Source organism: Cellulosimicrobium cellulans, assembly GCF_016907755.1.
GTDB lineage: Bacteria > Actinomycetota > Actinomycetes > Actinomycetales > Cellulomonadaceae > Cellulosimicrobium > Cellulosimicrobium cellulans_D.
On sequence record NZ_JAFBCN010000001.1, the window covers coordinates 3,990,217 to 4,011,080 of the forward strand.

24 protein-coding genes are annotated in these 20,864 nt (G+C 75.1%); 14 read left to right on the forward strand and 10 right to left on the reverse strand.

Annotated features, from left to right (window positions below):
* Nucleotides 1–76 precede the first annotated feature (76 nt).
* The 3 genes from JOE63_RS17270 to JOE63_RS17280 all read left to right on the forward strand — a co-directional run bounded on the left by JOE63_RS17270 (nucleotide 77) and on the right by JOE63_RS17280 (nucleotide 2,354).
* A complete protein-coding gene (locus tag JOE63_RS17270; protein ID WP_204542760.1) occupies nucleotides 77–913 on the forward strand; it encodes an aldo/keto reductase in 837 nt (278 codons plus the stop codon).
* Between the two features lie 78 nt (nucleotides 914–991).
* Nucleotides 992–1,819, forward strand: coding sequence for a CPBP family glutamic-type intramembrane protease (locus JOE63_RS17275; RefSeq protein ID WP_204543811.1), 828 nt, complete (start codon nucleotides 992–994; stop codon nucleotides 1,817–1,819).
* 49 nt (nucleotides 1,820–1,868) lie between these two features.
* Complete coding sequence (locus JOE63_RS17280; RefSeq protein WP_204542762.1) at nucleotides 1,869–2,354, forward strand: hypothetical protein; 486 nt, start codon at nucleotides 1,869–1,871, stop codon at nucleotides 2,352–2,354.
* A gap of 6 nt (nucleotides 2,355–2,360) precedes the next feature.
* Here the strand turns inward: JOE63_RS17280 and JOE63_RS17285 are convergent, their stop codons facing one another.
* The 4 genes from JOE63_RS17285 to JOE63_RS17300 form a co-directional block, all read right to left on the reverse strand.
* Nucleotides 2,361–3,212, reverse strand: a complete 852-nt coding sequence (locus JOE63_RS17285) for a phosphatase PAP2 family protein (protein ID WP_204542764.1) — start codon at nucleotides 3,210–3,212, stop codon at nucleotides 2,361–2,363.
* A gap of 163 nt (nucleotides 3,213–3,375) precedes the next feature.
* On the reverse strand, nucleotides 3,376–4,032 hold the full coding sequence (locus tag JOE63_RS17290; RefSeq protein ID WP_204542766.1) for an SRPBCC family protein: 657 nt from the start codon (nucleotides 4,030–4,032) through the stop codon (nucleotides 3,376–3,378).
* Nucleotides 4,029–4,415, reverse strand: coding sequence for an ArsR/SmtB family transcription factor (locus JOE63_RS17295; RefSeq protein WP_204542768.1), 387 nt, complete (start codon nucleotides 4,413–4,415; stop codon nucleotides 4,029–4,031). The genes JOE63_RS17290 and JOE63_RS17295 overlap by 4 nt, the downstream gene beginning before the upstream one ends.
* A 100-nt stretch (nucleotides 4,416–4,515) precedes the next feature.
* The gene (locus JOE63_RS17300) at nucleotides 4,516–5,442 is read right to left on the reverse strand and encodes a LysR substrate-binding domain-containing protein (RefSeq protein ID WP_307840190.1); all 927 of its coding nucleotides are present in this window, start codon (nucleotides 5,440–5,442) and stop codon (nucleotides 4,516–4,518) included.
* Between the two features lie 90 nt (nucleotides 5,443–5,532).
* Here JOE63_RS17300 and JOE63_RS17305 point away from each other — a divergent pair, with 90 nt between their 5' ends.
* Entirely contained in the window at nucleotides 5,533–5,913 is a 381-nt protein-coding gene (locus JOE63_RS17305; protein WP_087469653.1) for a DUF5997 family protein, read from the forward strand.
* Between the two features lie 43 nt (nucleotides 5,914–5,956).
* The gene (locus JOE63_RS17310; RefSeq protein WP_204542770.1) at nucleotides 5,957–6,337 is read left to right on the forward strand and encodes a VOC family protein; all 381 of its coding nucleotides are present in this window, start codon (nucleotides 5,957–5,959) and stop codon (nucleotides 6,335–6,337) included.
* 12 nt (nucleotides 6,338–6,349) lie between these two features.
* Here JOE63_RS17310 and JOE63_RS17315 read toward each other — a convergent pair whose 3' ends face one another.
* Nucleotides 6,350–6,739, reverse strand: a complete 390-nt coding sequence (locus tag JOE63_RS17315; RefSeq protein ID WP_204542773.1) for a SelT/SelW/SelH family protein — start codon at nucleotides 6,737–6,739, stop codon at nucleotides 6,350–6,352.
* 30 nt (nucleotides 6,740–6,769) lie between these two features.
* Nucleotides 6,770–8,164: a DUF2252 domain-containing protein gene (locus tag JOE63_RS17320; RefSeq protein ID WP_307840191.1), complete on the reverse strand. Its 1,395-nt coding sequence runs from the start codon at nucleotides 8,162–8,164 to the stop codon at nucleotides 6,770–6,772.
* A 142-nt stretch (nucleotides 8,165–8,306) separates the two neighbouring features.
* Here JOE63_RS17320 and JOE63_RS17325 point away from each other — a divergent pair, with 142 nt between their 5' ends.
* Nucleotides 8,307–9,533: a class I SAM-dependent methyltransferase gene (locus JOE63_RS17325; protein ID WP_307840192.1), complete on the forward strand. Its 1,227-nt coding sequence runs from the start codon at nucleotides 8,307–8,309 to the stop codon at nucleotides 9,531–9,533.
* Nucleotides 9,534–9,598: 65 nt separating this feature from the next.
* Here the strand turns inward: JOE63_RS17325 and JOE63_RS17330 are convergent, their stop codons facing one another.
* Complete coding sequence (locus JOE63_RS17330) at nucleotides 9,599–10,009, reverse strand: FKBP-type peptidyl-prolyl cis-trans isomerase (protein WP_204542778.1); 411 nt, start codon at nucleotides 10,007–10,009, stop codon at nucleotides 9,599–9,601.
* Nucleotides 10,010–10,148: 139 nt separating this feature from the next.
* Here JOE63_RS17330 and JOE63_RS17335 point away from each other — a divergent pair, with 139 nt between their 5' ends.
* The 3 genes from JOE63_RS17335 to JOE63_RS17345 all read left to right on the forward strand — a co-directional run bounded on the left by JOE63_RS17335 (nucleotide 10,149) and on the right by JOE63_RS17345 (nucleotide 12,393).
* A complete protein-coding gene (locus tag JOE63_RS17335; protein ID WP_204542780.1) occupies nucleotides 10,149–11,036 on the forward strand; it encodes an alpha/beta fold hydrolase in 888 nt (295 codons plus the stop codon).
* On the forward strand, nucleotides 11,029–11,619 hold the full coding sequence (locus JOE63_RS17340) for a TetR-like C-terminal domain-containing protein (protein ID WP_204542782.1): 591 nt from the start codon (nucleotides 11,029–11,031) through the stop codon (nucleotides 11,617–11,619). Before JOE63_RS17335 ends, JOE63_RS17340 begins: the two co-directional genes overlap by 8 nt.
* An 81-nt stretch (nucleotides 11,620–11,700) precedes the next feature.
* A complete protein-coding gene (locus tag JOE63_RS17345; protein WP_204542784.1) occupies nucleotides 11,701–12,393 on the forward strand; it encodes a hypothetical protein in 693 nt (230 codons plus the stop codon).
* 102 nt (nucleotides 12,394–12,495) lie between these two features.
* Here the strand turns inward: JOE63_RS17345 and JOE63_RS17350 are convergent, their stop codons facing one another.
* A complete protein-coding gene (locus tag JOE63_RS17350) occupies nucleotides 12,496–13,905 on the reverse strand; it encodes a cystathionine beta-synthase (protein ID WP_087469662.1) in 1,410 nt (469 codons plus the stop codon).
* Between the two features lie 126 nt (nucleotides 13,906–14,031).
* On the opposite strand from JOE63_RS17350, the gene JOE63_RS17355 reads away from it, so the two are divergent.
* Nucleotides 14,032–14,733, forward strand: coding sequence for a DUF5701 family protein (locus JOE63_RS17355; RefSeq protein WP_087469663.1), 702 nt, complete (start codon nucleotides 14,032–14,034; stop codon nucleotides 14,731–14,733).
* 82 nt (nucleotides 14,734–14,815) lie between these two features.
* On the opposite strand, the gene JOE63_RS17360 is transcribed toward JOE63_RS17355, so the two are convergent.
* The gene (locus JOE63_RS17360) at nucleotides 14,816–15,334 is read right to left on the reverse strand and encodes a hypothetical protein (protein ID WP_087469664.1); all 519 of its coding nucleotides are present in this window, start codon (nucleotides 15,332–15,334) and stop codon (nucleotides 14,816–14,818) included.
* A 2-nt stretch (nucleotides 15,335–15,336) separates the two neighbouring features.
* Nucleotides 15,337–16,230: a Bax inhibitor-1/YccA family protein gene (locus JOE63_RS17365; RefSeq protein WP_087469665.1), complete on the reverse strand. Its 894-nt coding sequence runs from the start codon at nucleotides 16,228–16,230 to the stop codon at nucleotides 15,337–15,339.
* Nucleotides 16,231–16,606: 376 nt separating this feature from the next.
* Here JOE63_RS17365 and JOE63_RS17370 point away from each other — a divergent pair, with 376 nt between their 5' ends.
* The 4 genes from JOE63_RS17370 to JOE63_RS17385 are packed head-to-tail and all read left to right on the forward strand — an operon-like array spanning nucleotide 16,607 to nucleotide 20,653.
* Nucleotides 16,607–17,596: an ABC transporter ATP-binding protein gene (locus tag JOE63_RS17370; protein WP_204542786.1), complete on the forward strand. Its 990-nt coding sequence runs from the start codon at nucleotides 16,607–16,609 to the stop codon at nucleotides 17,594–17,596.
* Nucleotides 17,593–18,465, forward strand: a complete 873-nt coding sequence (locus JOE63_RS17375; RefSeq protein ID WP_204542788.1) for an ABC transporter permease subunit — start codon at nucleotides 17,593–17,595, stop codon at nucleotides 18,463–18,465. Before JOE63_RS17370 ends, JOE63_RS17375 begins: the two co-directional genes overlap by 4 nt.
* Nucleotides 18,462–19,955 carry a sensor histidine kinase gene (locus JOE63_RS21505; protein WP_204542790.1) on the forward strand — a complete coding sequence of 498 codons (1,494 nt, stop codon included), beginning with the start codon at nucleotides 18,462–18,464 and terminating at the stop codon, nucleotides 19,953–19,955. The genes JOE63_RS17375 and JOE63_RS21505 overlap by 4 nt, the downstream gene beginning before the upstream one ends.
* The gene (locus JOE63_RS17385) at nucleotides 19,952–20,653 is read left to right on the forward strand and encodes a response regulator (RefSeq protein WP_204542792.1); all 702 of its coding nucleotides are present in this window, start codon (nucleotides 19,952–19,954) and stop codon (nucleotides 20,651–20,653) included. The genes JOE63_RS21505 and JOE63_RS17385 overlap by 4 nt, the downstream gene beginning before the upstream one ends.
* Nucleotides 20,654–20,864: the final 211 nt, after the last annotated feature.

A 20,864-nucleotide genomic window follows, 5' to 3' on the forward strand; every position in this document is an offset into this window, starting at 1 on the left:
CGCATCTCGCCCGCGAGGTCCCGGCGCCCGGTCCGCCGGGGTGCGTGCCGCACCGGCCCCGACGCAGGATGGGCCCATGACGATCCCCACCCTCAGCACCCCGGACGGCACGACGATCCCCGCGATCGGCTTCGGCACGTACAGGCTGGGCGGAGAGGAGGGTGCGGACTCGATCGCGCGTGCGATCGACGCGGGCTACCGGTTGGTCGACTCCGCGTTCAGCTACGAGAACGAGGGCGCCGTGGGTGCTGCCGTCCGCCGCGCGGACGTCCCGCGCGACGACGTGATCGTCACGTCCAAGCTCCCCGGCCGCCACCAGGCCCACGACGACGCCGTCCGCACCGTCGAGGAGTCGCTGTTCCGCACCGGTCTCGACCGCATCGACCTGTACCTGATCCACTGGCCGAACCCGCGCGTCGGGAGGTACGTCGAGGCGTACGAGGCGCTCGTCGAGTGCCGTGAGCGCGGGCTGATCCGTCACGTGGGCGTCTCGAACTTCCTGCCCGAGCACCTCGACGCGGTGATCGCGGCGACGGGCGTGACGCCGCTCGTGAACCAGGTCGAGCTGCACCCGTACTTCCCGCAGGCCGCGCAGCGGGCCGCCGACGCCGAGCGCGGGGTCGTCACCGAGGCGTGGAGCCCGGTCGGCCGCGCGAGCGACCTGCTGCGCGACCCGGTCGTCACCGCGGTCGCCGCGGCCCACGGCGTCTCCCCCGTCCAGGCGATCCTGCGCTGGCACGTGCAGCTCGGCGTCGTCCCGCTGCCCAAGGCGTCGTCGCCCGAGCGCCAGCGCGAGAACCTCGACGTGTTCTCCTTCGAGCTCACGACCCACGAGATGAACGCGCTCACGGGCCTCGCCCGGACCGACGGGCGCACGAACGACCAGGACCCGGCGGTGTACGAGGAGCTCTGACCTCCCCGGCGCGCGGCACGTGCCGCGCGCCGCCGGCCGTGGCACCGTGTGCGGGTGACGTCCCCCGCCCTCGCCCCGGTGCCCGACGCCGCCCGGCCGCCCTGGGCGGTCGGCTCGCCGCTGCGGCTGCTCGCCGCGGTGCTCGTCTCCGGCGCCGCGGTGCTGCTGTTCGCGGTGCACGTGCGCCCGCTCGGGTACGTGCCGCTCGTGCTCGGCGTGGCGCTGGGGCTCGCCGTGGACCGCCGCCTCGGACGCGACCTCGCGCTGGTCGGCACCGGCATGGCGATCATCTCGACGATCTCGCTCGAGGCGGACCTGTCGGACGCGGGGATGGTGCGCTTCGCCGTCGTGCTGTCGCTCGCCGTGCTCGTGCCGTGGGCGCTCTCGCGGTTCGCGTTCCACGAGGACGTCGTCCGGTTCCCCGTGGCGACCGGGCGGCGCTGGACCCGGGGGCAGATCGTCTACCTCGTCGTGGTCGTCGCGGCCGGGTACCTGATCCTGCCGTTCTACTTCATCGGCTCTGGCGCGTACCTCAACTGGCCGGAGATCACGGGCGGGCAGGAGATCGCGCGGCTGTTCGTCGGCGTCAACGCGGTGGGGATCTGGGACGAGCTGTTCTTCGTGTGCGTCGTGTTCGCGCTGTACCGCGAGCACTTCGGCCTGTGGACGGCGAACCTCCTGCAGGCGACGGTCTTCGTGTCGTTCCTGTGGGAGCTCGGGTACCGCGAGTGGGGCCCGCTCCTCACCGTCCCGTTCGCCCTGGTCCAGGGCTGGATCTTCTCGTGGAGCAAGTCGCTCACGTACGTCGTCGCGGTGCACCTGCTGTTCGACGTCGTGGTGTTCGCGGTGCTCGTGCACGCCCACCACCCGGAGCTGTTCGACGTGTTCGTCACCGCGCCGCGCTGACGGCGCCGCCCCGGCCGCGCCCGGTCTCGCGCCCCGGTACGGTGCCCGCATGACCGCACGACGCGCGCGCCCGCGCCCGGGGCTCGTCCCCCTGCTGCTCGCGGGCGCGTGCCTGCTGGGCGTGCTGTGGCTGTGGGTGCTCCCGGGCTTCCGGGTCCAGGGCGCGACCCCGTTCGGCGAGACGGCGCGCGTCGAGCTCGCCGCCGGCGACCACACCGTCTACGCCGACTCGCCCGCGGCCTGGGGCGAGGTCCGGTGCGAGGGCGTCGGACCCGGAGGCGAGGACGTCGTGCTCCGCGTGTCGATGTCGCAGCAGGACCTCCGCGTGCCGCGGCACTGGCGCGCGCAGTCCTCGTTCGCGAGCGACGCAGGCACCGTGCGCCTCACGTGCCGGTCGGAGGGCACGACGACGGCCGGCACGTTCGCCGTCGGCCCGTCGGTCGACCTGCTGCAGTCCGCGCTCGGCACCGTGCTGCTGGTCGCCGCGGTGGTCCTGGGGGTCGTGGGGACCGCCCGCGTCCGACGCCGCCCCTGAGGCTCGTCAGGCAGGCCGCGCCAGCAGGACACGGCGGACGCCGTCCACGCGGCACGCCGCGGTGACCGCGGCCGTCGCGGGGCCGACGAGGACCGTCACCGTCGCGACGACCACGGCGACCCCGACGGCCGCGCCCGCGACGACGTCGTGCGGGAAGTGCACGCCCTCGGCGACCCGCGCCGCGGCGACCGCGACGGCCAGCACCACGGGCAGCACGACCCACAGCGCGACGTCACGCAGCGGAGACCGGTAGGCGTGCCGCGCGGGCACCGCCCCGGGGACGCGCACGGCGGGCGCGCCCGCCAGGACGACCGCCGTCGCGAGGGCGAACGCGATGGCGGTGTGGTTGCTGGGGAACGACCAGTCCCCCGCGGCCGGGCAGTGCGCGACCTCGACGAGCTCCCAGCACCCTCGCGGCTGGCGGACGAGCGACTTCACGGCCTCGCTCGCCGCGTAGGCGACGACGGCGCCCACCCCGACGACGAGCGTCGTCGCGACGGCGGACGCACCCGCACGACGCGACCGCCACGCGACGAGCGCGCACAGCCCGAGGAGCACGAGGACCCCGCCCTCCGCGACGAGGCCCGACCCCGGGAGATCGGCGGTCCGCGCCGTGATCGCGAGGTACAGCGCCTCGCTCGGCCCACGCAGGAGTCGCGCGACCAGCACCACGAGCGCCGCCCCGACCAGCCACGACACCGCGACGAGGACCTGGCCTGCGGCCCGGGACGACGCGTCCGCGAGCGGCTCCGGCAGCGGGCGCGACGCCGCGTCGGGCACCTCGTCGGACGGGGTGCCGAGGGACGTGGCAGGACGGTCGAGCAGGGTCGAGGCACGGGACGAATCGGGCGGGGTCATCGCACGAGGGTATGCCGGGTGAACGGCAGGTGAACATCCGCCCCACGGGGGACGTGCGCCGCCAGGCCTCCCCCCGGGGCGGGACACCGCGCGACGCCGCCGAGACGCGGTCGCACGAGCGCGAGGCGCGATCACGACCGGCTGCGCGCGCCGGCGACCCGGTTCAGCTCGGCTCGGAGGCGTCGTCCGCGGGGACGTAGAACGCCGTCGTGGCGGCGACGCGCGCGGCGACGTCGTCCACGCTCAGGCCGTCCGCGGCCGCGAGCGCCGCGCCCCACGCCTCGCTGCTCGCGGTGTTGAACACCCGCAGCTCGGGGCTCGCGAGGACCTGCTCGGGGTCGAGCGGCCCGGCGCCGTCGAGGTGCAGCGCGAGGCCCAGCAGCGCGCCGTCCCAGCCGACGCCGACGGCACCCGGGCCGTACACGTCCCACATCTCCGGCGGCACGACGGCGGTGTGCTCGAGCGTGAGGGTCGTGCCGCCGCCGGGTGCGGGCGCGAGGCGGACCTCGACGACGGAGGAGTCCTCCGGCGTCGGCGGGCCCATGACCCAGGTGAGCCGGAGGAGGGTCGGTGCGTCGCACGCACGGATCTCGCCGCCCGCGTTCCCCTCGACCTGGTAGGTGCCGCCGACCCGGAAGTCGCCCGTGACGGGCAGGAACCAGCGCGGGATGCGCTCGGGGTCGGTGACGGCGTCCCACACGTCCTCGACGACGGCCGGGTAGGTCCGCTCGATCGTGAGGACGCGGGCGTCGCCCGCGGGGAGCGCTCCCGTCCCGACGGAGCGCCGGGCGGCCTCGAGCTCGGTGATGAAGTCCTTCATGCTGTCCTCCTGGTGGTGTCGGTCGGGCGTCCGGCGTCCTCGTCGGCGGCCGCGGCACGGCGCCGCTCGCGGGCACCGCGAGCGAGCTCGGTCCCGAGCGCGTCGAGCCGCTGCTCCCAGAACCGGCGCAGGCCCGCGGCCCAGTCCTCGACCTCGTCGAGCGCCGCGGGGTCGAGCGCGTAGAGCCGCCGGGTCCCTTCGGGCCGCACGGTCGCGAAGCCGCTCGTCCGCAGCACCCTGAGGTGCTGGGACACGGCCGGCTGGCTGATCCCGAACTCCTCGCCCACGAGCGCGGCGAGCTCCCCCGCCGGCTGCTCGCCCCGGGCGAGGTGCTCGAGGAGCCGACGCCGGACGGGGTCGCCGAGGACGTCGAACGCTTCCATGGAACCCATGTTTCACCCGTCGCTTATATAAGTCAAGGATGATCTACGCCCGCGCGACCGGGCTCGGGGTGCCCCGGTCAGGTCGGCCCCGGGCCGGTCCTCACCGGCGCTTCCCGCCCCGCCCGCGGGAGTCCCGCCCCTTCTGGCCGCCGCCGCGGCCCTGCTTCCCCCCGCTGGCACGCCCGCCCCCGGATCCCCCGCGCGCCGTCCCGCCGCGCGCTCCCCCGCGCGCCGACCCGCCGCGCCCGCCCTCACGACCGTTCTGCCCACCGGTCCCGCCGCGTCCCGCGCCGCGCGGCGCCTCGGGCTCCGCCGGGGCCGCCTCCGCGCGACGGCCGCGCGAGCTGTTGACCGTGCGGCCCCGCACGATCCCGACCATCTCCTCGACCAGCTCGTCGTCCCGGTCGGCGACCCACGCGAGCGCCACCGGTGCGGCCGGCGCGTCGTCGAGGCGCCGGTACGTCACGTCCTTGCGGTGGTGCAGGCGCGCGAGCGACTGCGGCACGACCGCCACCCCGACGTTCGCCGCGACGAGCACGACGGCGTCGCCCGTCGTCGCCGGACGCTCGACCGCCGGCCGTCCCGGGGGCGCCGGGGCGTCGTCCGCGGCGCCCGGCTCGCCGGCCCAGGGCACGACGTCGTCGAGCGGCCGGAGCAGCACGTCGTCCGCCAGGTCGGCCAGGGCGACCGGCTCCTCGGGCTCGAGCGCGGCGAGCAGGTGGTCGCGCGAGACGAGCACGACCGGCGCCTCCTCGTAGAGCCGGATCGCGCTGAGCACGTCACGGTCGACCGGCAGGCGGAGGATGGCGGCGTCCGCCTCGTCGTCGCGCAGCGCGCGCTCGGCGTCGCCCGCCTCGACGGCGACGAGGTCGAGCGGCACGTCGGCGAGGCGCTCGCGCCACGTGCGCACCCACTTCGCCGGCGTCGCGCCCGGCACGTACGCGAGCCGGAACCGCCGCACCGCACCGGGGTCGTCGGGGGTCGCGCCGTTCGTCACCTCGGGGGTCGTGCCCGCGTCGTCGTCCACCCGACCAGCCTAGGCGCGCCGCCGGACGCGCTCCCGTCGGCGCCAGGACGCGGGCCGCCGATGCCCGACCGGCCGACTACCCTGGAGCCCATGACCCCCAAGCAGTCCGCGCAGACCATGAAGCCCGCCACCGCGGCGAAGAAGCTCGGGGTGTACCTGCCCGCCACGCCGCAGGAGTTCCAGGAGGGCACCGTCACGCGGGCCCAGCTCGAGGAGCTCGAGAAGAACCCGCCGGAGTGGCTCGCGGACCTGCGCCGCAACGGCCCTCACCCGCGCCCCGTCGTCGCGGGACGCCTCGGCGTCTCCATCTCGGGCCTCACGCGCGGCGGCCTCACCGAGCCGCTGACGACGGAGGAGATCGACGCGCTGCGCCAGGACCCGCCCGCGTGGCTCGCGACCGAGCGGGAGGTGCAGAAGAAGGTCCGCGCCGAGGAGGAGCGGCTCGCCGCCGCCCGCACCAAGAAGGGCTGAGCGCACGCCGCCAGCGGCGGGCCCGGTGGTCTAGCCTGCCGGGATGCTGCGCATCTCCGACGTCACCTTCCTCGTCCGCGACCTCGACGAGGCGATCGCGTTCTTCGTCGACGCGATCGGGTTCGCCGTCCGCCAGGACGAGGTCGTCGGCGGGTCGTGGCGGCGGGTCGTCGTCGGGCCGACCGACGGGGGCACCGGGCTCGTCCTCGCCCCCACGACGGGTGACGTCCTGGGACGGCAGGCCGGCGGCGACGTCGCGCTGTTCCTGGAGACGGACGACTTCGCCGCGCAGCACGCGCGCATGCTCGCGCACGGTGTCGTGTTCCGCGAGGAGCCGCGGCACGAGCCCTACGGCACGGTCGCGGTGTTCGAGGACCTGCACGGTATGCCGTGGGACCTCATCGAGCCACCGGCCGGCGCCTGAGCCGCCGGACCGTCACTCCGCGGACGCGGCCTCGCCCGCACCGGCGGACCGGGCGGCAGCCCGGTCGGTGTGCCCGAGCGCGAGGTTCGGGGCGACGGCGTCGCGCACGCGCCGCTTGAGGTCGGGGATCTCGGGGAACCCGCCGTCGGCCTTGCGGTCCCACAGCAGGACGGGGCCGTCCCCGGCGTCGAGCGTGACGCGGAAGACGCCGTCCGTCCCCGGCACCAGGGCGACCTCGCCGAGCCGCGTGCGGAACGTCTGCAGCAGCTCCTGCGCGACCCACGCGGCGCGCAGCAGCCACCGGCACTGCGTGCAGTACTCGACCGCCACGCGCGCGGTCCCGCGCGGCGGGTCGGCGGGCGCGGGGGCCTCAGGTCCGGGCAGCCCGGCGTCGTCCGTCATGGCGCCCAGCCTACGGGCGGGCCACCCGCCTCAGGCGTCCCGCTCGGCGGGCAGCCGCCCGCGCGCGACCGCGGCCTCCAGCGCGGCGTAGTCGCTCTCGACGACGTCCGCGTAGGCGCGCGACCAGCGCGCGATCGCGTCGTCGAAGGTGTCGGAGCGACCGAGGTACCCGGAGGCCACCCGCGTGCCCGGCGACTGGCTGTGCGCGCGGGCGAGCACGCGCCCGCACAGCTCGCCGTACCGCACGAACTGGTTTGAGGAGAGCCGGCCGAGCTCGACCGAGCCCTTCATGTCGCGGAACTGCCGCCAGAAGAAGTCGACGCGGGGGCGACCCGTCCGCTCCGGCGCCTCGACCGTGGTCCAGCCGAGGAACGGGTCCGACTGCGCCTGGAGGATCCGCTGGGCGGCCACGACACGGCGCCCCTGCGCGGGCAGAGCACCGGCCGGGACCAGGCCCGACGGCAGCGCGTCGACCATCCCGCCGTAGGTCGCGAGGACCGACGTCGCCGCCTCCTTCACCTGGAGCACGAGCGGCTCTCCCGCAGGCCCCTCGAGCAGCACGATGTAGCAGCGGGTCCCCACGCTCCCCACCCCGACGACGCGCAGCACGTAGTCCACGACCGTGAACTGGCTCAGCAGCAGCCGGACGTCGGCGCGCAGCGGCTCGCGGTAGGTCTCGAACAGGGTCGTCAGCTCGTCGAGGGTCGCCGTGGTGACGTGCTGGGTGACGGGCGGCTGGTCGACGATCCGCGTGCGCCCGTCCTCGGTCCGGCCCGTGATCTTCTCGACCACCTGCTCGGACGTGCGACGGCGGGCCCTCTTCACGGTGCGGCGCAGCTCCTGACGACCCTCCTTGAGCAGCAGCGGCTCGATGAGCTCGGTGTCGATCTGGAACGAGTAGCGGTCGAGGGCGCTGCGCTCGAGCGCCTCGCCCAGCGTCTCCCGGTAGCCCCGCACCGCGCCACGCGCCGCGTCGGCACAGTCCGGCTCCGCCATGCCCTTGTCCCGTCCGCCGACGTACATGCTCGCGGCGAGGCGCTTGACGTCCCACTCCCACGGCGCGTCGGACGCCTCGTCGAAGTCGTTGAGGTCGAACAGGACCCGGCGCTCGGGCGACGCGAACAGGCCGAAGTTGGAGACGTGCGCGTCGCCGCACGCCACGACGTGCACGCCGGTGCGCGGACCGTCGCGCAGGTCGTGCGCCATCGTGGCCGCCGTGCCGCGGTAGAACGCGAACGGCGACTCGAGCATCCGCCCGATCCGCAGCGGGACGAGGTCCTGCAGCCGGTCGCGGTTCTGCTCCTCGATGATGGCGACCGGGTCGCGCTCGGGGAGCAGCAGCGCCCCCTGCGTGCGGCGCGGCACCCGGTCGCGCAGGGCGCGCCCCGCCGCGCGGGACTCTGCCAGGGTTCGTGGGACGTCCACGGGTGCCTCCTCGCTGTCCGGGAACCGCACACTAGCGCTCGCGGCGGTGCACGGCACGGCGACGCCGGGTGAGGTTCGGTGGAGGCGACGGCGCGGGCGCGCACCGCGCGGGGAGCGGCGTGCCGTCGGGGAGACTGGACCGGTGACGACCTCCCCGCCCGACCTCGCCGCGCTGCTCGCGCGCCTGCGCACCGACGACACCGGCTCGGCCCGCGAGGACGCCCCGGTCGCCGTGGACCCCGCGGACCGCCTGCTGCTCGACCTCCTGCTCGACGAGGCCGCGCCGTGGCTCGCGAGCGCCGGCCCGGGCGCCCTGGCGGTCGTCGACGACCGGTACGGGGCCCTCACGCTCGGCGCCGCGCTGCTCGCCGCCACGGCGTCGACCGAGGCAGGCCCGGCGCCCCGAGACGCGAGGGTGCGCGTCCACCAGGACGCGTGCACCGCGGAGGCGGCCCTCGACGCGAACGCGGCGGCGCTCGGCCTGAGCGACGCGTACGCGCGCCACGGCCTCGGGGCCGGGCTCCTCGCGGGGGTGCGCGTCGTGCTGCTGCGCCTGCCCCGCGGCCTCGCGGCGCTGCGCGACGTCGCGGAGCACGTGGCGCGCGAGGCCGACCCCGGGGTGGTGCTCCTCGCGGGCGGGCGCGTCAAGCACATGACCCGCGCCATGAACGACGTCCTCGGCGAGTCGTTCGCGGACGTGCGCGCCAGCCTCGCGCGCGGGAAGTCGCGCGTGCTCGTCGCGTCGTCGCCGCGCCCCGCGCGCGGCGGGTTCACCTATCCCGCGACGGCCGACCTGCCCGACGTCGGGCTGCGGGTCGCCGCGTTCGGGGCAGCCTTCGCGGGGGCGGGGCTCGACCTCGGCACGCGGTTCCTGCTCGAACAGCTCGACGCGGCGGGCCCGGCCGGGTCGCCGCCCGGCGGGTCGGGCGCGGGGCCCCGCGACGTCGTCGACCTCGGCTGCGGGACGGGGCTGCTCGCCACGTGGGCGGCCCGGCGGTGGCCGGACGCGCAGGTCGTCGCCGCGGACCGCTCCGACGCGGCGGTGCGGTCGGCGGCGCTCACGGCGCGGGAGAACGGGGTCGGCGGCCGCGTGCGCACGGTGCGCGACGACGCGGGCGCGACGCTGGCCGACGCGAGCGCCGACGTCGTGCTGCTCAACCCGCCGTTCCACGACGGCGCCGCCCTGCGCACCGACGCGGCGCACCGCATGTTCGCGACGGCGGGGCGGGTCCTGCGACCGGGCGGGGAGCTGTGGTGCGTGTGGAACGCGCACCTGCGCTACCGGCCGGCGCTGGAGCGCGCGGTCGGACCGACCACCCAGGTCGCGCGCGGCCCGCGCTTCACCGTGACCCGCTCGACGCGCCGCTGAGTGCTGGGCGTTCGTCGTCGGGACGGCTCCGCGGCGACGGATACCCAGCACTCAACGGGGAGGTGTCACTGGACGTCGACGACGTCCACCACGAAGACGAGCGTGTCCGTGCCCGCGATGCCGGCCTGCGGCACGCCGCGCTCGCCGTAGCCGTGCTCCGGCGGGATCGAGAGCAGCACGCGCGAGCCGACGTTCTGGCCCACGAGGCCCTTGTCCCAGCCGCCGATCACGGCGCCGACGCCGATCGGGAACGCGATCGTGTCGCCGCGGTCGTACGAGTTGTCGAACACGTGCCCGCCCCACGCCTGGCCGAGGTAGTGCACGACGATGTTGCGCCCCGACGTGACGGCCGGGCCGTCGCCCTCGCTGAGCACGACGACCTGCAGCCCGCTGGGCGCGTCCGTCTCCGGGAAGGTGAGCGTCGGCTTGTCGCCGAAGGATCCGGACGCGGTGGGAAGGGTGGGCTGGTCGGTCACGAGGTTGCCTCTCGTCGGGTGCAGGAATCCCGCGCGGACGCGGGTCTCCCTACCCTACGCGGGTCGCTCCCGGGCGGCCGGGGGGTGTCCTCCACGCGGGCCCTTGCAAATCACGGCTAATGCCATTAGCCTTGTGGCTATGAACACGAGCCAGCAGTTCGTCGTGCACCACCTCGCCCGGGCCGAGGGGCGTCTCGCCTACACCGACGAGGGCACCGGCCCCCTCCTCGTCGCGTCGCCCGGCATGGGCGACCTGCGTGCCACCTACGACGACGTCGCCCCGCACCTCGTGGCCGCGGGCTACCGCGTGGTCGTCATGGACCTGCGCGGCCACGGCGACAGCGACACCACGTTCTCGACCCACGGCGACGAGGCGACCGCGTCCGACTACGTCGCGCTCGTCGAGCACCTGGACGCCGGTCCCGCGGTGCTGCTCGGGAGCTCCATGGCGGCGTCGGCCGCCGTGATCGCCGCGGCCGAGCGTCCCGACCTCGTGCGCGGGCTCGTCCTCCTCGACGGGTTCCTGCGCGAGCCGTCGTCGCCCGCGAAGCTCCGCGCGATGCGCGTGCTCTACCGCCTCGCGCTCGCGCGGCCCTGGGGCGCCCCGTTCTGGGCGTCGTTCTACGGGTCGCTGAACAAGGGCCGCACACCCGCACGCCTCGCCGACCACCAGGCCGCGATCCGCGCCCACCTCTCCGAGCCAGGGCGCCTGCGCTCCTTCCGGGACCTGACCCTCCAGCTCGACCACCGCGTCGTCGAGCCGCGCGTCGCGCACGTCGAGGCGCCCGCGCTCGCGATCTTCGGCGCGCTCGACCCCGACTACGCCGACCCTGCCGCCGAGGCCGCGTGGGCGCAGGAGTCGCTCGGCGCGACGACCCTCGTGCTGCCCGAGGTGGGCCACTACCCGCAGCTCCAGGCGCCCGAGGAGGTCGTGGCCGCGACGCTCGCGTTCCTCGCCGGCCTGCCGGACGACGCCGCGCGCCCGGCCGGCGCGCGCCGCGAGGGGTCGGAGGGCACCCGTGGCTAGGGCGGGGCTCTCGCACGCGGCGGTCGTGGGGATCGCCGTCGACCTGGTCGACGCGGGCGGCCCGACCGGGTTCGCCGACCTCACGCTCGCGAAGGTCGCCGCGCAGGCGGGCGTCGCGACGCCGAGCCTCTACAAGCACGTCGGGTCGCTCGCGGCCCTGCGGCGCGAGGTCGCGGTCGTCTCCGTCGAGGACTACACGCGCGCCCTGACCGACGCCACCGTCGGGCTCGCCGGGCCCGACGCCGTCGCGGCCCTCGCCCACGCGACGCGGCGGTACGCCCGCGCCCACCCGGGCCGGTACGCCGCGGTCCAGGTCGCGCCCGACCCCGACGACCCCGCCGACGCCGCGCTGTCCGCGGCGGCCGGGCGCAGCGTCCAGGTCGTCGCCGCCGTGCTGCGCGGCTTCGACCTCCCCGACGACCGCACGATCGACGCGATCCGGTCCGTGCGCGCGAGCCTGCACGGCTTCGTCGCGCTCGAGCTCGGCGGCGGCTTCCGGTTGCCGGACGACCTCGACCGGAGCTTCGAGATCCACGTCCGCGCCATGCTCGCAGGTCTCGCGTCGCTCACCGGCGGCGCCTGACCTCGCACGCCGGTCCCACGCCGCGCACCGACCCGGCAGGCACCACCGACCTGTCCCCGCGACCCACCACCGGAGGCTCCCGTGAGCTCGACCACCACCGCAGCGCCCGCACCGACCACGTCGTCCACCGCGACCCGACGCCTGACCGCCGCCGCGCTCGTCGCGGCCGGCACGGGCTTCGTCCTGTTCCCCGTGCTGCGACCGTGGCCGGACGAGGCGCGCCCGACGGCCGAGCTCGCGGCGGCGTTCGCGTCCGACCGCTGGGTCGTCGCGCACCTGTGCGGCATCCTCGCGATCGGCCTGCTCGCCCCGGCGCTCCTGGGCCTGCGGTCATCGCTCGCCGCCCGGGCCCCGCGGCGCACCACCGACCTGCTCGCCTCCGCGACCGGTCTGGTCTGGTCGGGTGGATTCCTCGCCGCGCTCTTCTTCGGCGCGGAGATGTTCGGCATCCAGGCGGTCGCCCGTGCCGCGACCACCGCGAGCGACCCTGCCGCGTCCGGGTTCCTCGACGTGGTGACGGACCTGCGCGAAGGACCGCTCGCCGTCACGCTCTTCGGCGCGGGGCTGATCCTCCTGGCGACGGGCGGACTGCTGACCGCCGTCGCGCTCCGGCGCGTCGCGCGCTGGTGGTTCACCCTGCCGTTCGCCCTCGGCCTGGTCCTGCTGCTGCCGCAGTTCTGGGGCGGCCCTGGCCTGAGGGTCGCGCACGGCGTCCTGCTCGGCGCCGGCTGCGTGCTCCTCGCGGTCGTGGCCCTCCGCCGCCCACGACCCTGACGGCTCCCGAGAACGACCCTGATCGCTGTCGAGCACGACGTCGGTGTCGTTATCCCACGGATAACGACACCGACGTCATGCTCGGCGGGGTGCCGCAGAAGGTCAGCGGGCGGCGACGAAGCCCAGGAGGTCGTGGCGGGTGAGGACGCCGACCGGGTCGCCGTCCTCGACGACGAGCAGCGCGTCGGCGTCGTGCAGCGCTGCCCGCACCGCCTCGACGCCCTCGCCCGCGCCGATGAGCGGGAACCGGGGCTCCATGTGCTGGTCCACGCGGTCGGCGAGCGACGCGCGGCCGGAGAACACGGCGTCGAGCAGCTCGCGCTCGCTCACCGACCCCGCGACCTCGCCGCTCTTGACCGGCGGCTCGGCGCCCACGACGGGCATCTGGGAGACGCCGTACTCGCGCAGGATCTCGATCGCGTCGCGCACGGTCTCGCTCGGGTGCGTGTGCACGAGGTCGGGCAGGCGCCCGTCCTTGGCGCGCAGCACGTCGCCCGCGGTCACGCCCTCCTCGTCGGGCAGGAACCCGTACGACCGCATCCAGGCGTCGTTGAAGATCTTCGACAGGTAGCCGCGTCCGCTGTCGGGCAGGAGGACCACGATCACGGCGCGCGCCGCAGCCTCGGGGTCCTCTTCCTCCAGCCGGCGCGCGAGCCGCAGCGTCGCCTCGACCGCCATGCCGCACGACCCGCCGACGAGCAGCCCCTCCTCGCGCGCGAGGCGCCGCGTCATCGCGAACGAGTCGGCGTCGCTGACGGGGATGACCTCGTCGGGGACCGACGGGTCGTACGCGGCCGGCCAGAAGTCCTCGCCCACGCCCTCGACGAGGTACGGCCGACCGTCGCCGCCCGAGTACACCGAGCCCGCCGGGTCGGCGCCCACGACGCGCACGCGGCCGCCGTCGGCCTCCGCGCGGTCGGCGGAGACGTCCTTGAGGTAGCGACCGGTGCCCGTGATGGTTCCGCCCGTGCCGACGCCCGCGACGAAGTGGGTCACCCGGCCGTCGGTGTCCGCCCAGACCTCCGGGCCGGTGGACTCGTAGTGCGACGCCGGGCCGTTCGGGTTCGCGTACTGGTTCGGCTTCCACGCCCCCGGGATCTCGCGGACCAGGCGGTCCGAGACGGAGTAGTAGGAGTCCGGGTGGTCCGGCGCGACGGCGGTCGGCGTCACGACGACGCGCGCGCCGTACGCGCGCAGCACGTCCCGCTTGTCCTGGCTCACCTTGTCCGGGCAGACGAACACGCAGTCGTACCCCTTGCGCTGCGCGACGAGCGCGAGGCCGACGCCGGTGTTGCCGGACGTGGGCTCGACGATCGTGCCGCCTGGCGCCAGCTCGCCGGACGCCTCCGCGGCCTCGACCATCTTCAGCGCGATGCGGTCCTTCACCGAGCCGCCGGGGTTCACGTACTCGACCTTGGCGAGGATCGTCGCGCTGAGGCCTTCGGTGACACGGGACAGCCGGACGAGCGGGGTACCGCCGACGAGCTCCGACACGTGCTCTGCGTATCTCATGCCCCGATCATCCCCGATCCACGCGGCGCGCGTGCGCCGTGGGACCCGTCGGCAGCACGACGGCGGGAATTTCCGTACGGTGTACTACGTTGAGTCCTCCGACTGCCCCCGACCGAGAGGTGACCTGTGCCCGAGACGACCGCCGCCGCCCCGCACCCGACCGCCCCCGGGACGACGCTCCCCGACCTGCCCGACGTCGTCGCCCAGGCCGAGCGCCTCGTCGCGCTCGGCGTCCACGAGATCGCCGGCCTGACGCCCGGCGCGCTCCGCGACGCCGCGGCCGACCTCGCCGCCACCGCACCCGCCGGTGCTCTGCTCGTCGTCGACCCCCGGCTCGCGCCGCCCTCTGCCCTGGCGTCCCTGCTGCGGCTCCCGGCACGCGACGGCGAGAAGGAGGGCTTCGTCGTCGTCGACATGACGGACGTCGACCGGTTCGCGCCGATCGAGGGCGTCGAGGTCCCCGACGGCCCGCTCTACGTCGTCGCGGGTCCGGACCGCGGCGACGACCTGGCGAACTGGTCGCCGGACGAGGCGCTGCCCGAGCTCACGGCCCGCGGCCGCACGCCGATGCTGCTGCACGAGGGCATCCACTGGGCGCTCCAGGCCCCGAGCGTGCTCACGCGCAACCACTGCTACATGACGATCGGCTCGCGCCTGCGCAAGCCCGACGGCCGCCTCGACGCCCGCACCCCGGCGCTGTGGGTCTCGAACGGCACGGGCCGCGACGGGCGCGAGCGCCGCGGCGCCCCGAAGGTCGGCTGGTGCTGGGCCGGCAACCGCCACACGTGGCTCGGCTTCGCCTCGACGACGACCCGCCTCCCCGCCTGACGCAGCCTGCGCGAGTGGGCATGGAATGGGCCCGGTTCTCGACCGAGAACCGGGCCCCTTCCATGCCCACAACGATCCGGGCTCAGCCGAAGAAGCCCAGGAGGGCGACGAGGACCACGACGACGCCGAGCACGACGACGAGGAGCGGCCGGTCGGAGGCCTCGCGCGCGGCGAGGCGACCGAGCCCGGCGCCGACCGCCGCGGTGACTCCGACGACGACGGCCGCGCCCGCGACGAGCGCGCCCCCTCCGCTCGCCCCGGCGTCGGCGAGCTGCGCCGCGAGGCCGCCGGCGAGCAGCGAACCCCACAGCGCGCCCGCGACGAGCCCGAGCGCGGCGAACACCAGCGCGGCCCGGCGCTCCGACGCGTCGCGCGTGATCCGGGTGCCCAGCCACGCCACCGCGGCGCCCGCCGTCGGCACGCTGAGGAGGATGAGGAGGGCCGCGAAGGCGAGCCACGCGGGCGGCGACCCCGAGACGACCATGTAGAGGACCTGGACGCCGAGCATCGCCGCCGCGGCGACGACCAGACCGGCGAGAAAGACCGGCACCCGCGGCGGGAGGTCCGCCGCGGGTGCCGGTTCACGGGTGCTGCGCGCCACCGTCAGTCGCTGCTCTGCAGGATCGCGAAGAGGCGCAGGAACTCGAGGTAGAGCCAGATCAGCGTGACGAGCAGGCCGAACGCCGCCGACCACGCGAACTTGGCGGGGACGCCGCCCTCGACACCGCGCTTGATCGAGTCGAAGTCGACGATGAGCGACGCGGCGGCCAGGCCGACCCCGAGGAGGCTGGCGATGATGCCCCAGCCGCTGTACAGGCCCCAGCCGCCCAGGACGCCCGTCATGATGAGGACGACGTTCACCAGCGAGAAGACCAGGTAGCCGACCATCGCGATGAGCAGCCAGCGCATGAACTTCGGCGTGACGCGCACGCGGCCGGACTTGAACAGGAACAGCGCGGCGGCGAACGTCGCGACCGTGGCCACGACGGCCGACGGCACGACGCCGTTCCACGCCGTCTCGTAGAAGCGGCTGATGCCGCCGAGGAACAGGCCCTGCGCGAGCGTGTACAGCACGATGAGCGCGGGGCTCGGGTTGCGCTTGAACGAGTTCACCAGGCCGAGCACGAGACCGACGACGGCGCCGACGATCCACAGCGCCGGCATCTGCGGCGTGACCATCCACGAGCCCGCGCCGACGACCACGAGGAGGGCGAGCAGGCCGCCCGTCTTCATGATGACGTCGTCGTAGGTCAGTCGCTTCGTGTCGGCGGTCGTCGCCGACGGCGCGTTGTACATCGCGTCGAGCGACGCGGCGTCGGCGGTCTGGGCGCCGTACGCGCCCCACTGCGCCCCCTGCTGGGGCGGCGTACCGTACGCGGGGCCCTGCCCCTGCGGCGGCGGGCTCCCGTAGGCGGGCCCGGCCTGCGTGGCCGCCCCACCGCGCTGGTTCTTCGGCTCGCCGAAGACCGCGCTGTTGTTGAAGACGGGGTTGCTCATGAGCTCCTCCTGGTCGCGGCGTCCACTACCTCTCAGCGGGCCTCGTCATCGGCGTCTCGCCTCGAGTCGGGTGTCGCTGGCCTGTGTTCATCCTAGGGAACGTGCGAGCCGTGGCCACTGTTCCCACCGGTTTTTCGCCCCACGGGGGCAAAGTGCCGACCAGCGGACCATCCCACGCCGTGCCGTGTACGCCGCGCGGTGTACACCGCCCGGCCCGCACGCCGGGCAAGATACGTCGCACGGGGGCTGTCCGACGTCGTGCACGTCCCTAGGCTCGTGACGTACCTCGCGGAGAGGACCCCGGTCCGACCGGTGCGACCCCCGCCCGCGAGCACCAGAACCATCCCGGACGAACGACCCTCGGAGGGGCGAAGTCATGATCGAAGCACGCGGCCTGACCAAGCGGTACGGGCCCAAGACCGCGGTGGACGGCATCTCGTTCACCGTGCGTCCCGGGACCGTCACCGGCTTCCTCGGCCCCAACGGCGCCGGCAAGTCCACGACCATGCGCATGATCATGGGTCTGGACCGCCCGACCGCGGGGACCGTCACCGTCAACGGGCGCCCGTACGCGCAGCACCGCTCCCCCCTCACCGAGGTGGGCGCGCTGCTCGACGCGAAGGCCGTCCACACCGGGCGCACCGCCTACAACCACCTCCTCGCGATGGCCGCGACGCACGGCATCCCGACCAAGCGCGTCGACGAGGTCATCGACATGACCGGCCTGCAGTCGGTCGCGAAGAAGCGCGTCGGCGGCTTCTCGCTCGGCATGGGCCAGCGCCTGGGCATCGCGTCCGCGCTGCTCGGCGACCCCAAGACGCTCATCCTCGACGAGCCCGTCAACGGCCTCGACCCCGAGGGCGTCCTGTGGGTGCGCAACCTCGCCAAGTACCTCGCGTCCGAGGGCCGCACGGTCTTCCTGTCGAGCCACCTCATGAGCGAGGTCGCGCTCACGGCCGACCACATCATCGTCATCGGCAAGGGCCGCATCATTGCGGACGCCCCGGTGAGCGACATCGTCAACGGCGCCCAGCAGCGCACGGTCCGCGTCCGCACCCCGCACGCGACGCAGCTCGCCGAGATCCTCACGAGCGACGGCGCGACCGTCACGAGCGACGAGCCGAGCCTGCTGGTCGTCACCGGCGCGGACGCGCCCGGGATCGGCGAGCTCGCCGCCGCGAAGGGCTTCGTCCTGCACGAGCTCACGCCCGTCACGTCGACGCTCGAGGACGCCTACATGGCCCTCACGGCCGACTCGGTCGAGTACCAGACCGAGTCCGCGCAGATCCACATCGGCCACGGCGCGGCGGGAGCGCCCGCGGACGCGCCGGTCCCCACCGACTCCCTCGAAGGAGCGCAGCGATGAGCGCCACCACCCTCGCCCCCGGCGCCACCAGCCCGACGGCGTCCCGCACGACCCCCTACCGCCTCACGTTCGGCCACGTGCTGCGCTCGGAGTGGATCAAGTTCCGCTCGCTGCGCTCCACGTGGTGGACGCTCGGCATCACCATCGCGGTCATGGTGGGCTTCTCGCTCATGTTCGCCGCCGTCGTGTCGTCGATGGACTCGGCGGGCGTCTCGGCCGAGGAGGCCGGGATGGGGGCTTCCGACGGCGTCGGCGTCATGGTCATCACGGTCGGCTACTCGTTCGCCCAGCTCGCCGTCGCGGTGCTCGGCGCGCTCACCGTCACGGGCGAGTACTCCACCGGCATGATCCGCTCCACGCTCTCCGCCGTCCCGCGCCGCACGCCCGCGCTCGCCGCGAAGATGATCGTCGTCGGCGTCGTGACGGCCGTCTCGACCGTCGTCGCCGTCGGGCTGTCCTACCTCGTGACCTACCCGATCCTGTCGGGCAAGGACATGACGGTCGACTTCTCGTCCGCGGACGACCAGCGCGCCCTGATCGGCGTCGTGCTGTACCTCACGGCGGTCGCGCTGTTCTCCGTCGCGATCGGCGTCCTGCTCCGCAGCTCCGCGGGCGCGATCTTCACGCTCGTCGCCGTGTTCTTCGTCCTGTCGATGGTCCTCAACATCGTCATGGGCGTCACGGGGGCGGACTGGGTCCAGACGCTCATGAACTCGCTGCCCGCGTCCGCGGGCGAGCAGGTCGTGCTCGGTGGCGGGATGTCGTCCCCCGACGCCATCGGCCCGTGGCCCGGCTTCGCGGTGCTCGCCGGCTGGACCGCGGCACTCACCGCCGCCGCGGCGGTCGTGCTCAAGCGCCGGGACGCGTGACCACCCGGCCCACCACCCCGCCGACGCCGGACGAGCAGCCCGCTCGTCCGGCGTCGGCCGTGGCGCGCCCGGACGCCGCCGCTCCGAGCGCACCCGCGCCCCTGCCGATGCGGGCCGCGCCCGAGCCGTTCACCGAGCTCGACGCCCGGCGCCTCGGCCCGGTGCGCCGGTACTTCGCCCGGCACCCCGTCGTCATGGACTGGGTCGTCGTCGCGATCTTCGTCGTGCCGGGCGTCCTCTACTCGCTCTTCGCGGAGCAGCCCCACGGCTCCTCGCCGCTGTCGCTCGTGTTCTTCGTCCTCGGCGGGGCTCTCCTGTACTGGCGCCGGCGGCGACCCGTCGCGGTCGCGCTCGGGCTCACCGCCCTCGGCGTCCTCGCGATCGCGGTCACCGGCGACACCGCCGGGTTCGAGGTCGCGGCCATGTTCGCGGTGTACGCCGTCGCGGCCTCGCGGCCGTCGCGCATCGCGTGGCCGGTCCTCGCCATCGTCGTCCTGGCCCTGTCCGCCGCGACGCTCCTCTGGTACGACGTCATCACCACCGCCGACGGCGAGGTCCTGCGCCAGAGCGTCGAGCCCGGTCGCGCGACCGTCGACCGCATCGTCGGCATCCTCGTCACGACCGTCCTGTGCCTGATCGCCCTCGCGATCGGCACCAACGTGCGCGCCCGCCGTCAGCACGTCTCCGACCTCGTCGAGCGGGCCAACTCCATCGCGCGCGACCGCGACCAGCAGGCACAGCTCGCCGCCGCCGCCGAGCGCACGCGCATCGCCCGCGAGATGCACGACGTCGTCGCGCACTCCCTGACCGTCATGGTCGCCCTCGCGGACGGTGCCAAGGCCTCGGGCGCGAAGAACCCCGAGCTCGCGGGTCACGCCCTCGACGAGCTCACGGCGACCGGGAGGGCCGCGCTCGCCGACATGCGCCGCGTGCTCGGCGTCCTCCGCGAGCCCGGCGGCGAGCAGACGGTGCCGCTCGCGCCCGCGCACGAGACGCCCGAGCTCGAGGAGATCGTCGAGCGCTTCCGCACCGCGGGCCTGCCCGTGCGCCTCGTCCGCTCCGGCCCCCAGCCGACGCCCGGGCCCGCGCTGCGCCAGACCGCGCACCGGATCGTCCAGGAGTCCCTGACGAACGTGCTGCGGTACGCCCCCCTGTCCCCCCTCGTGCTCGTCGAGGTCTCCCGCCGCGCCGAGCCCGGAGCGGACTGGCTCGAGCTGCGGGTCGTCAACCAGGCCGGCCGCCGTCCCGGCGAGGGCGCGAGCGCCGACGAGCGCGGGCTCCCGCCGTCCGTCGCGGAGCAGCACCCGCCCGGCGTCCCGATCGGGACCGGCCGCGGGATCATCGGGATGCGCGAGAGGGCGGCCGTGTACGGCGGTACGGTGTCGGCGGGGCCGAGCGGCACCGGCTGGGAGGTGCGGGCGAGCCTGCGCCTCGACCTCGACCCCGGCCGGGAGACCGGCGGACGCGACGACGGACGGGAACACCCATGACGGACAGCGCGGCACCGACCCGGGTGCTGCTCGTCGACGACCAGGCCCTGCTGCGCATGGGCTTCCGCATGATCCTCGCCGCCGAGGACGACATCGAGGTCGTCGGCGAGGCCGGGGACGGCGAGACCGGGGTCGCGCAGGCCGCCGCGCTGCGGCCCGACGTCGTGCTCATGGACGTCCGCATGCCCGGCACCAACGGCATCGAGGCGACCGAGCGCATCGTCGCCGCCCAGCCCGAGTCGCGGGTGATCATCCTCACCACGTTCGACCTCGACGAGTACGCGTTCGCCGCGCTGCGCGCCGGCGCGAGCGGGTTCCTGCTCAAGGACGCCAAGCCGGGCGAGCTCGTCGGGGCGATCCGCGCCGTCGCGAGCGGAGATGCCGCGGTGTCGCCACGCATCACACGCCGCATGCTCGAGATGTTCTCCGGACAGCTCCCCCAGGACGGCACCGTCGCCCCCGCCCCGAGCCAGACCGGCCTGCACGACCCCCGTCTCGCCGAGCTCACGGCGCGCGAGCTCGAGGTGTTCGAGGCACTCGGCGAGGGGCTGACGAACGCCGAGATCGCCGAGCGCTTCGTCCTGTCCGAGGCGACCGTCAAGACCCACGTCGGCCGCGTCCTCGGCAAGCTCGGCCTCCGCGACCGCGTCCAGGCCGTCGTCCTGGCCTACGAGACGGGCGTCGCCCGCCCCTCCTGAGCTCGTCCGCCCACCGAGGTAGACCCCTGGTCCGCCGAAGTAGAGGCCTGGTCCGCCGAGGTAGAGGCGTGGTCTCGTGGCCGACGGCGGTCTGGTCACCTTGGGTGGCGGGGTGGGTGGTGGTGCCGCGTCTACCATCCGCCGCTCGTTCCTCGCGGCTCCCGCCAGGCCCGCCACGACGCGGCACCACCACCCACCCCGCCGGCGTCGT